This window comes from Hymenobacter fodinae, from assembly GCF_004745825.1.
Lineage (GTDB): Bacteria > Bacteroidota > Bacteroidia > Cytophagales > Hymenobacteraceae > Hymenobacter > Hymenobacter fodinae.
Window position 1 is genome coordinate 291,818 of the sequence record NZ_SRLA01000003.1, and the last position, 12,951, is coordinate 304,768.

At 60.8% G+C, this 12,951-nt stretch carries 5 protein-coding genes; 4 read left to right on the top strand and 1 reads right to left on the bottom strand.

Translation table 11 applies throughout. From position 1 onward, the window contains the following. Positions 1-12: 12 nt before the first annotated feature. Positions 13-1,257 carry a mannonate dehydratase gene (gene uxuA / locus EU556_RS15115; protein WP_245327701.1) on the bottom strand — a complete coding sequence of 415 codons (1,245 nt, stop codon included), beginning with the start codon at positions 1,255-1,257 and terminating at the stop codon, positions 13-15. A 331-nt stretch (positions 1,258-1,588) separates the two neighbouring features. On the opposite strand from uxuA, the gene EU556_RS15120 reads away from it, so the two are divergent. The 4 genes from EU556_RS15120 to EU556_RS15135 all read left to right on the top strand — a co-directional run bounded on the left by EU556_RS15120 (position 1,589) and on the right by EU556_RS15135 (position 12,436). Further along, on the top strand, positions 1,589-2,767 hold the full coding sequence (locus tag EU556_RS15120; protein WP_135434986.1) for a LacI family DNA-binding transcriptional regulator: 1,179 nt from the start codon (positions 1,589-1,591) through the stop codon (positions 2,765-2,767). A 458-nt stretch (positions 2,768-3,225) separates the two neighbouring features. Continuing rightward, complete coding sequence (locus tag EU556_RS15125; protein WP_135434987.1) at positions 3,226-3,600, top strand: STAS domain-containing protein; 375 nt, start codon at positions 3,226-3,228, stop codon at positions 3,598-3,600. Positions 3,601-4,109: 509 nt separating this feature from the next. Continuing rightward, positions 4,110-11,798 carry a PAS domain-containing protein gene (locus tag EU556_RS15130; protein WP_135434988.1) on the top strand — a complete coding sequence of 2,563 codons (7,689 nt, stop codon included), beginning with the start codon at positions 4,110-4,112 and terminating at the stop codon, positions 11,796-11,798. Beyond that, positions 11,795-12,436: a response regulator transcription factor gene (locus EU556_RS15135; RefSeq protein WP_135434989.1), complete on the top strand. Its 642-nt coding sequence runs from the start codon at positions 11,795-11,797 to the stop codon at positions 12,434-12,436. The genes EU556_RS15130 and EU556_RS15135 overlap by 4 nt, the downstream gene beginning before the upstream one ends. The last annotated feature ends 515 nt before the right edge of the window (positions 12,437-12,951 follow it).

The following is a 12,951-nucleotide window of genomic DNA, read 5'->3' on the forward strand; positions in this document are numbered from 1 at the left end:
GAAGCGGGAATACTACTGGGCAAAGGTGTGAGCGGAGGTGGTCAGAGCAGGTTGTTCTTGGTCGGCGAGGCTGCGGCGGATGCCCAGCTCTAGGCCGCGCAGTTCGGCTAGGCCTTTAAGGCGCCCGATAGCGGAGTAGCCCGGGTAGGTGCGCTTCTCGAGGTCGTCGAGCATCTGGTGGCCGTGGTCGGGGCGCATGGGCAGGTTGGGGTTGCCCTCGCCGGTTTGCGCGCGGCGCAACTCCTCACGCACCAGCTCCTGCACCACGGCGTACATATCCACGTCGCCGGTGAGGTGGTCGGCCTCGTGGAAGTTGCGGGGGTTTTCCTCACGCTTGGTGGCGCGCAGGTGCACAAAATGAATGCGGTGCCCCAGGCGGCGCACGATACCGGGCAGATCGTTATCGGGACGCACACCCAGAGAACCAGTGCAGAAAGTAATGCCGTTGGCAGGCGAATCGTAGGCCTGTACTAAGCCCAGCAGATCGGCTTCGGTGCTTACCACGCGGGGCAGGCCGAGCAGCGGGAACGGTGGGTCGTCGGGGTGAATGCAGAGGGTTACGCCTACCTCCTCGGCCACGGGGCCTACCTCCCGCAGGAAGTAGTATAGATTTTCGCGGAGCGTATTGGCGTCGATGCTGGCGTACTCATTCAGCAGGCCTTGGAAACCGGCCAGCTCAAACGCTTCTTCGGAGCCGGGCAGACCTAGCAATACCGTATTAGTTAGCTGGGCTATTTCTTCCGCCGACATAGAAGAAAATTGCTCGCGGGCTGCCGCAGCCACGGCCGGCTCGTAATCGTTTTCGGCGCCGGGGCGCTTGAGAATGCACAGGTCGAAGAGAGCGAAGTCCTGCCACACAAACCGTAGGGCCCGGGAGCCATCTGGCATCACGTAGTTCAGGTTGGTGCGCGACCAATCCAGCACGGGCATGAAGTTGTAGCACACGGTGCTGATACCGCAGGCGGCCAGGTTACGAATCGACTGCTGGTAGGCCTGTATGTATTGCGCGCGCGCGGGGCGCCCCTTCTTAATGTCTTCGTGTACAGGTAGGCTTTCTACCACTGCCCAGTGCAAAGGCGAGAACTGCTCATTGTCGGCTTCAATCAGCTGCTGGCGCGCCTGAATCTCCTCCACGGGCCACACCTGCCCTACCGGAATCTGATGCAAAGCCGTTACCACACCAGTGCAACCAGCTTGACGCAGAGCGAATAAAGAAACCGGGTCATTAGGCCCGAACCAGCGCATGGTATGCAGCATACCTCTATAATTGTAAGAAAAATGCAATCTTTAACTGATTTCTACACTCAAGCCCGTCGGAGTCGGTTACAACTATCTTAGGAGGAGTGAGTGAGAACTCGCTTTCGAATATAGAGCAACAAATACAACGATACCTCATCCGAAAACGGGCTCATCTCGCTGATTTCTAAATAAAAATACCGAAAACGTTACCGAAAACGGTTCCGATAGGTAATTTCATTTCGGTCTAATGAAATATTTTTTTTGTAGATTACCTTCAAATAATAAAACGAAGCCGATGTACTGGCTTTCGAATTCTCCTCTTTTGCCTCTGGAATAATTCTATTTCGCTATGATGAAATGCACAAAGTGCTATTCGGCTGATGCCGTGATGCGAGCGGGGTTTATCAGAGGGCGGCAGCGCTACCTGTGTAAAGCGTGCAACTATCATTTCACCGACGATAAAACGCCCCAGGTATCTGAAACGAAACCGCGGCAGACCACCATCAGCGACGTAGCAAAGGTACTGGGTGTTGCGCCCTCTACCGTATCGAGGGCTCTGAATGGCCACTCCGATATTAATGCTAACACCCGCCAGGCGATTCTGGACGTGGCACGGCAGCTCGACTACCAGCCTAACCTGCTGGCCCAGAGCCTAAAAAGCAGCGAAACCAATACGATTGGCGTCGTTATCCCGGATATTGAGCGGCCTTTCTTCGCGACGGCGGTAAGCGGTATTCAGCAAGTGGTGGGCGAGGCCGGCTACCGGGTAATGATTTGCCAATCGAAGGAAAGCTACGATATGGAAGTCAGTAACGTGCAGGCGCTGATTGCCAGCCGGGTCGATGGCCTACTGATCTGCCACTCGCGGGAAACCGAAAACTTCGACCACGTAAAGCCCGAGGCCTGCCGCGGCATCCCTGTGATTCATTTCGACCGGGTGAGCAATGAGGTGGACAGCGCCAAGGTAATTCTCGACGACTGGAACGGAGCCTTCAACGTGACAGAGCACCTCATTGAACAGGGAGCCCGTCGGATTGCTATTCTGGCCGGTCCGGAATCGTTATTGATCAGCCGCAATCGATTGGCGGGCTATCAGAACGCCCTGAAACGCCACCACATGCCGCTGCGGCCGGAGTACCAGACGCACATCAACTTCAAACCGGAGTCGGCGGTAGCGGCTCTGGATAACTGGCTGGCCCTACCCGAGCCCCCCGATGCCATCTTTGCCATCAACTACACCAATGCCTTCGATTTGCTGGTTGCGCTTAAGCAACGCGGCATCAGGGTGCCCGACGATATGGCCGTAGTGGGGTTCGGCGACGAATTTATGGCCTCCATGATTGAGCCGGGCCTAACCACCGTTAACCTCCACCCCTACCGGATTGGGCAGCAGGCCGCTCGCCTCTTTCTAGAGCAGGTACGGCAGAAAGAAAGCTTCCAGCCCCGCACATTTGTTATCACCGGGGATCTGGTTATCCGGCAATCATCATTGCTGGGCAAAGGCAGCTTCTTTAAGTTGGAGATTTAGGGGAATGCGTTAGTCGTAGCCCTAGTTACACCGCTCTTGTTCTACCCATAGAAAGGCAACAGCGCCTTAGGCGTGGCAGCGTGGAGAGTGAGAACTCACTTTTTGCGGTGCCACGACTAAGGCGCTATTGCTATTGTGCTTGTGGCCGCACTCCCGCTGGGCCACTCACCCGGAGCAAATACAGCTCTTTACCTTAAGCCCTAGGGGTTCCTTACTGGCCTAGCCATTAATAGTTCTAGGCCAGTAAGCAGGTCTATATTATCAGCCAACTTACACGTAGCCTGGCTTCCGGCACCTAGCGTCATCAGTATTACCACTTAGCACTAGCAAATGAGGCAGTAAGCCGGTAAGGAACCAGCCCCGGGTGCATGCACTTGTGGTCATGTTACTTCCGTGTTTTTCGCCGGGCAGTTTACGGGAAAATGCGGGCAGTAAAGTAGTTACAGGCTCAGAACTTTGTGGCGTTGTTTCATTGCCCCCGTACGGCCGCCATTATGATTGCCTGCTACCAACTGCTACCAACTAGTTACCTGCTCGCGTTGGCCCCCACTGCGGTTACCACTGCCGAAACTGAGTTAGCCGCTCACTTGTCTCATGCCTGCCTTAGTGGGAAGCCCGCCGTATGGATTGACTGCCGCCTGCTGGAAACCGTGTCGCCAACGGCGGCCTGGCTGCTCTGGGCCTGTCAGCAGCGCTTGCACCGGCGCAAAGCCCGGCTGGTGCTTTGTCAAGTATCCGGTGCCGTTAAGCGCACCCTGCGGCACACGCTGGCTAGCACGGGTGCCCACCTGATGATGGTGCCCACCCTCGACGACGCAGCGGCTCTCGAGTAGTTTCCTTAGCTTGGGTCAGCGTGTACTCCCATGGCCAGCACGCCGTACTGGCCTAGGCCAGTAGAGCAGGCTTACCCGTCTGCTCAGGGTGTGAGCCCGCCATTACCATCAGCTCCTACCCGGAAACCTGACCGGCCGCTAGCACGCGCCCGTACTTTAGGCGCGCGGAAAGTCCGCCCGAAGAGCACTCCTTCCGCCAGGGTCGCCCAACTACCGTACCCGGTCTCTCCCTGCTCAACTCCGGGCACGCGGGAGCTAGGCCAGCGTGGGTGGGCACCAGATTCGGGTATCGGCCTATATAATTTAGGTTTCCATACTTGCCTCACATTGGCACTTAACTCCTAACTACAGAGCAGGTTGCCGGGGCTTGATCCGCACGCCTTTATAGATGAGCTTGTTGAGACAGCGGGAATCCTGTTACTTACGAGGTCATCTTATTTTACCCGGGCTTCCTGCAGGCAGGTACATAGACACCGCCGGAACCCGTAGTGGTACTTACGCACCAATTCATGGATTCCCTCGGCTCCTCCTCTACCGCGACAAATGGTGCCCAATCTGCTTCGAAAGGTGCGAGCCAAGGGACACCAACCAACAACCAAGAGTTGCTGGAACTGATGCCGTGGGGAGTGCTGGAACTGGCTCCCGATGGCAAGGTGACTTACCTCAATGCCGCTGCTGCTACCTTGTGGGGAGTGCCCACTCAGGCGGCGCTAGGCCACCTGCCGGCTCAGGTGCACCCTGCCGTGCTGCCTGCGGAATTGCTAGCTGCCTTAGCCCAACCCGGTACGCCCCCGGCCGACTACTGGCTGCCCTATTCTGGGCAGTGGATTGGCGTGCGCACAGCCTCAGCCCCCAACGGGCAGCGCTGGGTGTTCTGGGACAACGTGACGGCCCGCCACCAGGCCGAAGCCGACAGGCAGCGCAGCCACGAGTTGCTACTGGATATGGAGTCCGTGGCCCACACCGGCTCCTACGAGGCTGACCTAGTCAGCGGCAGCTTCTACTTCTCCGATGGCCTGTACCAGCTGTTTGGGGAGGCGCCACAAGCCTTTGAGGTCACGCTCGAAACTATCGATGCCCGTTCTCACCCCGACGACGTGGCCACTGTGCGACGGGTACTCAATGAGGCCATTCGCACCAAGCAGCCCTACACGTACCGCCGCCGCATCCGCCGCCCCGACGGCACCGAGCGCACCCTAGAAGCTCACGGCGAAGTACGCTGCGACGCGGCCGGCAACGCTGTGCAGCTCCGCGGGCTGGTGCAGGATATAACCGAGCGGGTACAGGCCGAACAAGCGCTGCACGAGAGCCATGAGCTGCTGCGCGCTACCATTGACAGCTCCCTGGATATGGTGCAGGTGTTCGAGGCCGTGCGCGACGAGCAAGGGGCCGTGATAGATTTCATCTGGGTGCTCAACAACGCCGCCGCTGAACGCTACTACGGCAACGTTATCGGCCAGCACCTGCGCCAAATGAACCCAGGCGTGGTGGAAGCAGGCATTTTCGATGCCTTCCGGCAGGTGCTTGAAACGGGCGTGCCCGACCAGCGCGAGCACCACTACGTGCACGAGCAGTTCGATGGGTGGTTTCACCAATCCACCGTGAAGCTAGGTGATGGGGTGACGACGACCACCCACGACATTACCGCTCGCAAGCAAGCCGAGCAGGAACTGCGCGAAACGAAAGAGCTGCTACAGGCCACGCTGGATAGCTCCCACCACGTCGTGCAGGCCTTCAAAGCCGTGCGGGATGCCGATGGGAAGATTGTCGATTTTACCTGGCTATTCACCAACCAGGTCTGGCTGAAGCAGTACGGCGGCCCCATGACGGGCAAGAGCCTGCTGCAAGAGAACCCGGGCGTGGTGGAAACGGGCTTGTTCGAGAAGTTCGTGCAGGTGACCGAAACCGGCGTGCCCATCGACCATGAGCAGTACTACGCCCACGAGCAATTTAATGCGTGGTTTCACCAAACCCTGGTGCGCATGGGCGACGGCTTCGTGATGAATACGGTCGAAATTACGGAGCGCAAGCAAGCCGAGCTAGAGCTTCAGGAAAGCAAGAACCTCATCCAGACGGTGTTTGATGTTTCCCTGAACCCTATCGCCTATAACCAGGCGGTGCGCGACACCTCGGGCCATATCATCGATTTCGAGTTTCGGCTACAAAACCAACAAGCGCGCCGGTATACGGCCGCCGACCAGGTAGGCAAGCGCTATTCGGAAGCGTACCCAGGAATACTTGATACTCCTGTATTTACGCTGTACAGCGAGGTAGTGGAAACCGGGCACCCGCTGGATACCGAAATCCAGGTCACCCTCCAGGGTATCCCGTATTGGTTTCACCTGCTAGCCGCCAAGCTAGGCGACGGCCTCGTGGCCTCAGCAATCGACATCACGGAGCGCAAGCAAGCTCAGGAAGAACTTATCAGTTTGAAGGAGAAGCTGGCGCAGCAGGCCCAGGACAGGTACCACTCGCTCTTTCACACCATGGAAGAAGGCGTTTCCATCCTGGAAATGCTGTATGACGACCACGGCCAGCCCGTGGATATGCAGTGGGTGGAAGTCAACCCAGCCTTCAAGCGCATCACCGGCCTGACCGACGTGGCCGGCAAGCGCACCAGCACGGTTGTCCCCACGGAGCAGTACTGGCTAGATGCCTACGATAGCGTGGTAAAAACGGGCAAGGCTCTGCGCTACGAGAACTACCACGCCGGCGCTCAGCAGTGGTACCGCACGCACACCTCCCGCATTGGCGGGCCCGAGAGCCGGATAGTGGCGAATGTGTTCGAGGATATTACCGAGCACAAGCGGCACGAAGCGCAGCTGCGCCAGGCGGCCGAGACCGAAACGTTCCGCCTGCAGCTAACCGATACCCTAGGCCCCCTAGCCGACGCGGTATCCATTCAGGAAGCCGCGACGCGCCTGGCTCGCCAGCACTTCGGGGCCGACCGCTGCTACTACTGCGAAATCGTCGACGGGCAAGTCGTCATCCAGCGCGAAGCTGCCACCGAAGGGCTGCCGTCGGTGGCGGGCACTTACCCGCTGGCCAACTTTGCGGTGCTGAAGGCTGGCCACCCCCTTGTGGTGCGCGACGTGCGCCAGGAGGAATCAGTAGACGAGAACCTGCGCCAGCTTTGCGTGCAGCGGCAAGTCATTTCCTACCTCGACGTACCCGTCATTAAAAACGGGCAGCCCGTCGGGGTACTGTGCCTGGTGCAAAGCACCCCTAGGGAGTGGACCGCCGCCGAAGCCGCCCTAGCGGCCGAGGTAGCCGAGCGCGCTTGGGCCGCCGTGGAGCGTGCCCGCACCGAAGAAGCCCTGCGCGCGGGCGAGCAGCGGCTCCGGCTCGTTACCAACGCTACGCCGGCCCTCATCGCCTACGTCGATGCCGGGCTGCGGTATCGCTTTATCAATCAGCGCTACCAGGAGTGGTTTGGCCGCGCGCAGGAAGAGCTGCGGGGCCAGCCCTTGCGCGAGGTGGTGGGCGAGGAAGCCTTTGCCCGGCTACTGCCCCACGCCGAAGCGGCACTGGCGGGCCAGCAGCAGTCGTTCGAAGAAGAGATGAATTTCCGAACTGCCGGGCGGCGGCACGTGCAGACCGAGTTTGTGCCCGACGTGCAGCCCGACGGCTCGGTGGCTGGCTACTACTCGATGGTTGTCGACATCACCGAGCGCAAGCAACAGGAGCAGCGGCAGGCATTTTTGCTCCAGTTCTCCGACGCGCTGCGGGCCGAGCCCACCGCCGACGCTGCGGCCAACCGCGCCCTGGCCCTGCTCAGCGAGCAGCTAGGACTCGACCGCTGCTACATCGCCGAGTACCACCTAGAGGCCGGCCACGCCGACATCCTGCACCAGGTCGGCAACGACCGGGTGCCGCCGCTGCCCGGCGGCATTCGCCTCTCCGACTTTCCCGAAACCTTCCGCTTGGTGTTTGACCGCACGCTGGTCATCGACGACTTCGCCGCGACCGAAGGCCTGTCCGACACGGACAGGCGCAACATTGGGGCCCTAGGCCTGCGGGCCCTGGTAGCCGCCGCCCTGCGCCAGGGCGAGCAGCGCCCTTATTGGGCTATCGTAGCGGTGGCGGCCGCGCCTCGGCGCTGGACGCCCGCTGAGGTGGCACTACTCGAAGAAGCAACCGAGCGCACCTGGGCGGCCCTGGAGCGCGCCCGCGCCGAAGCGGCCCTGCGCCAGTCGGAAGAAAAGTTTCGCACCCTGTTTGAGACGATTGACGAAGGCTTTTGCGTGCAGGAGCTCGTAGTTGACGAGCGCGGCCAGGCGGTTGATATTATTTACTGGGAAGCAAACGCGGCATTTCAACAGCATACGGGGCTAGCCGTTGGCAACGGCAAGCGAGCGAGCGAAGTATTTCCGCACATCGAGCCGCACTGGTTCGACGCGCTGACGCGGGTCTATCAAACGGGCCATATCGAACGAATAGAAGCCTACAACACGGACACCGGCCGCTGGCTGACCACCCAGTATTTGCGCATCGGCCACGCGGGCAGCCCCTTTATTGCCGCCGTGTTCAGCGACATCACCGAGCGCAAGCGCCACGAGCAACGGCAGGAGTTTCTGCTGCAGTTCTCCGACGCGCTACGGACCGAGCCCACCGCCGACGCCGTGGCAAACCGCGCGCTCCACCTGCTTAGCGAACAGCTGGGCCTCGACCGTAGCTACATTACCACCTACTACCCACACGAAAACCGCGCCGACGTCGACTATCAGCTCGGCAACGACCGTGTGGCGCCGCTGCCCGCCTACTTCGTGCTGTCCGACTACCCCGAAGCCTACAAGACCGCGCTTAGACATACCGTCGTTATTGAAGACGATTTCGAGAGACCGGGCTTGTCGGAAACCGAGCGTCGTAACAGCGCCAAGCTCGGCATGCGGGCGATGGTGGGCGCAACGCTGCGCAAAGAGAATAAACCGCTTTGGTCGCTGGTTGCCATCAACGCGCAGCCGCGACGCTGGACGCCAGGCGAGATGGCGCTGCTGGAAGAAGTAGCCGAACGGACGTGGGTGGCCCTGGAGCAGGCAAAAATTGAAGAAGAGCTGCGCACCAGCGAAGCCACCCTCACCGCGGTGTTCGACGCCCTGCCGGTAGGCATTGGCCTGACCGATGCCCACGGGCGGCTAACCCTGGCCAACCACCAGATGCGGCGCTACCTGCCCACTGGCATCATGCCCTCGCGCGACGCGCTGCCGCAGCAGCAGCGCTGGTACGCCGAACGCCCGGACGGCAGCCCGCTCCCGCCCACCGAATTTCCGGGCGCCCGCGCCCAGCGGGGCGAGAAAGTGGTACCGGGCATAGAAATGCTGCACACGCCGGCCGAGGGCCCGCCAGTTTGGACGCAGGTATTTGCCGTGCCACTGCAGCACGACCACGAAAAGGTGACTGGCCACGTTACGGCTATTCTTGACATCGACGCCCAAAAGCGGGCCGAGCTGCAGCATGCGTTTCTGCTGCAGCTCAGCGACGCGCTCCGGCCGCTCTCCGACTCCGCCGAGATTGAAACCGCCGGCTGCCGCCTGCTGGGCGAATGGCTGGACGCGCACCGCGTGAATTACGTGGAAATAAATGAAGCCGAGGGCCGCGCCTGGGTGGGCAAACAGTACCTACGCCCCGGCGCGGCTTCCATTGCGGGCGAATACTCCATCGACGCGTTCAGCTGGACGGCGCCGCCGCTGCGCCGCGGTGAGGCCGTGGTGGTGGCCGACGTGTACCATTCCGACCTCGTGCCGCCGGACTCCCTAGCGGCGATGGAAGCCGTTGAGCAGCGCGCCATCGTGCTTATCCCGCTGGTGAAGAACGGGGCTTGGATAGGCGTGCTGGCGGTGGGCAACGACCGACCGCGTGATTGGCAAGCCGCGGAAGTAATGCTGGCCCGCGAAACGCTGGAGCGCACCTGGGCCGCCGCCGAGCGTGCCCGCACCGAAGAGGCCCTGGCCGCCAGCGAGCAGCGCCTGCGGGCCCTGATTACTAATCTGCCGGGTGCCGCCGCCTTCGTGGTGGGCCCCGACCTGCGCTACCAGCTGGCTGGCGGCGAAGCCCTCGACGCGGCGGGCCTAGAGCCGGCCGACCTGATAGGCCGCACCGTGGCTGAGGCCATGCCACCCGAGCTGGTGCCGCAGTACGAAATGCACTACCGGCAGGCCCTAGGTGGGCAGAGCTTCGCGCTGGAGCACACGGCCCACGGCCGCACGTTCATTTCGCGCGGGGTGCCGCTGCTGGACCTCGCCGGCCGGCCCGAGGCGGTGCTGGTGGTGAGCTACGACATCACAGCCCGCAAGCGGGCGGAGGAAGCCTTACAAGTGTCGGAAACGAAATACCGTACCTTGTTCGAGACCATGGACCAGGGCTTCGGCATCGGTCAGGTGCTGCCCGCCGACGAAGCTACCGGCACGCCCCTAGACTGGCAGTGGCTGGAAGTGAACCCCCAGTTTGAGCGCCTGACTGGCTTGCCCCGTGCTGATGTGCTCAGCCAAACGACGCGCCAGCTGATACCTGGCCTAGAAGAAATCTGGTATGAGCGCTACGCCCAGGCTGCTGCGGGTGAGACGGTCAATTTTGAGGCGTATTCGCCCGTGCTGGAGCGCTGGTTCGACGTGTACGCCTTTGCCCTAGGCCCACCCGATAACCGCCGCGTGGCGGTGCTGTTCAGCAACACCTCTGAGCAGAAGCAAATCGAAGCCGCACTGCGCGAAGCCGAGGCGCGCTACCGCCAGCAGCTAGAGCAGCAAGTAGCCGAGCGCACCCGCGAGCTGAGCGAAAGCCGCGACCTGCTGCAGTCGGTGTTCGATACCAGCCTGATTTCTATGTCGGTGCTGAACGCCGTGCGCGACGAGAACGGGCAGATTCAGGATTTCCGCCTTGGCTTGGTTAACAAAAGGTTAGAGCGCGAAACCGGCCGCACGGACCTGGTTGGCCGGCTGTACGCCGAAGTATACCCTGGTATCCGGCAGGTGGGCATCTTCGATCTGATGCTGCGGGCCCTGGCCACGGGGGAACCCCAGGGTATGGAATACTTCTATGAGTACGATGGGTTTAACCAGTGGTTTGCCTGCCAGTTTGTACAGATGGGCGACGGCGTGGTGGCCACTAACCTCGACATCACCGAGCGCAAAACGTATGAACAGGAGCGCCTGAAAAACTTACGCTTACTGGAGCAGGCCGAAGCTGTGGCGGGCTTGGGCAGTTGGGACTATGACCTGGTTACTAAGGTCATGCTTTGGTCTGACGGGATGTACCAGCTCTTTGGTCTGCCCGTAGGCAGCTCCATAACGCCGCAACACTACCTGGAGGTAGTGCTGCCGGAAGATCGGCCGCGGGCAGAGCAGCTGGTGCACCATCTCCTTATAGGAGAAGGCTTTGAGGATACGCTGCGCCTGCAGGTACACGGGCAGATAAAAACCGTGCGCATGAAGGCGGTGGTGCTCCCTGGAGAGGATGGGCAGCCAGCCCGAGTACTGGGCGTGGACTTGGACATCACGGAGCTGCAGCGCCTGGAAGCCGATAACCTACGCCTGCGCCTTACGCAGCAGCAAACTTTGTTTGAGGCGGTGCAGGCCGCGCAGGAAACCGAGCGCAAGCGTATGGCCGAAAGCCTACACAACGGTATCGGGCAGATTCTGTACGCCACCAAGCTCCGCCTCGATGGGCTCAACTCTCCCCTGCTGGCCACCGACCCCACGCTGCTGTTGGCCCGCCGCGAGGCCGAGCAGCTCCTCAGCGAGGCCATTGGTCAAACCCGCGCCCTTTCGCATGAGCTGGTGCCCATAGTGCTCGAAAAATTTGGCTTAGCGACTGCCCTGCAGGACATTGGCCGGAAAATGAGTACCCCGCAGCTACCTCTGCGCATCCAGGTATTGCTCGACGACGCCGTGGCACCTCTCGCGCCCGCTCTCCAAATGGCCCTTTACCGCATGGCCCAGGAGCTGGCCCAGAACATTGTGAAGCACGCCCGCGGCGCTACCGAGGCTAGCTTGGAGCTGGAGACCATGCCCGGTTGGGTGTTGCTGCGGGCCGAGGATAATGGCGCTGGCTTTGCCATAAACCCAGCCCACAGCAGTGGCCTAGGGCTGCGCAGCATCCGCGACCGGGTGGCCCTGCTCGGCGGACAAGTAGAGCATGGCTCCGTCCCGAGTGGCGGAGCCTACGTACGTATTCGTATCCCTTTATCTAACCCTCAATCATGATTCGCTTATTTCTCGTTGACGACCACGCCGTGCTGCGCGCCGGCCTGCGGATTTTGCTGCAGCAAGAAGATTCGCTGGAGGTGGTAGGAGAAGCTGAAAACGGCGAGCAGTTGCTGGCGCAGCTCCCCACCACCCCCTGCGACGTAGTATTGCTAGACCTCCACATGCCGGGCCTCGATGGCCTAGCCACCACCCAACGGCTGCGGGCCGAGTATCCCGATGTGCGGGTGCTGGTGCTATCGATGGTCGACAATGAGCAGTCCATTGGGCAGGTTCTGGCGGCGGGAGCCTCGGGATATGTGTTGAAGAACGCCGGCCACGACGAAATTGTGGTGGCCGTGCGGACCGTGTTTGCGGGACGACGCTTCCTGTGCTCTGAGCTGGGGCTGGCCATGCTAAATAAAGTGCTGATTGGCAGCCCTGAGCCCGTTGTTAAAACTACGGGTGGCCTGTCGGCACGGGAGCAGGAGGTGCTGCACTTAGTGGCCGAGGGGCTCACGACGGCGCAGATTGCCGACAAGCTCTTTACCAGTCCGCGCACTGTAGAAACGCACCGCCAGAACATCATGGAGAAAACTGGCGCCAAAAACACCGCTGCCCTCATTAAATTGGCCAGCACCCAAGGCTGGCTGACCTAAGCGTGCGTACCCGCCGCTGGGCACATGAGTTGCTGGCCTACCTACTGGCCTAGCGCTATATGCCGGAAACTGAAACCCCGCCACGCCCCAACCTCCTACCTGTTGGGGCGTGGCGGGGCACTTTTTGTTGGCAATGACCGGCGAGCCGACAGGCAGATTTTAGGCCCATTGCCCCAGGATGCCGACTACATTCTTACACTAGTAGTTTCACTAAGGGGTGGCCTACCAATTGGTACTGGGGGCTTGGCTGGTATTATTTCTGCCAAGTTTGGCCTAGGCTCGCGGCGGCACTGTGCGTGAGGGCATTATCAGGAAATTAACTTTTGGAGCGGCGAGGCCATAGCTCAGCGCTACGCCTGGCATATTGTGCCACTTTCCCCTTATCTTGTATACCACTGGCGGTGCGCAGAGCCGGGTGAGAATGAGTGCACGAGAAGGTACAGTAATAGTCGCCTCGCCCCAACATACTTACCCTGTTCAGCTAGGCCAGTATCCGCCGCCTTGTCTTACTCCTG

What these genes read in the sequence shown, in the direction of transcription:
- uxuA (WP_245327701.1), bottom strand. Translation starts at nt 1,257, where the DNA reads ATGCTGCATACCATGCGCTGGTTCGGGCCTAATGACCCGGTTTCTTTA.
- EU556_RS15120 (WP_135434986.1), top strand. Translation starts at nt 1,589, where the DNA reads ATGATGAAATGCACAAAGTGCTATTCGGCTGATGCCGTGATGCGAGCG.
- EU556_RS15130 (WP_135434988.1), top strand. Translation starts at nt 4,110, where the DNA reads ATGGATTCCCTCGGCTCCTCCTCTACCGCGACAAATGGTGCCCAATCT.
- EU556_RS15135 (WP_135434989.1), top strand. Translation starts at nt 11,795, where the DNA reads ATGATTCGCTTATTTCTCGTTGACGACCACGCCGTGCTGCGCGCCGGC.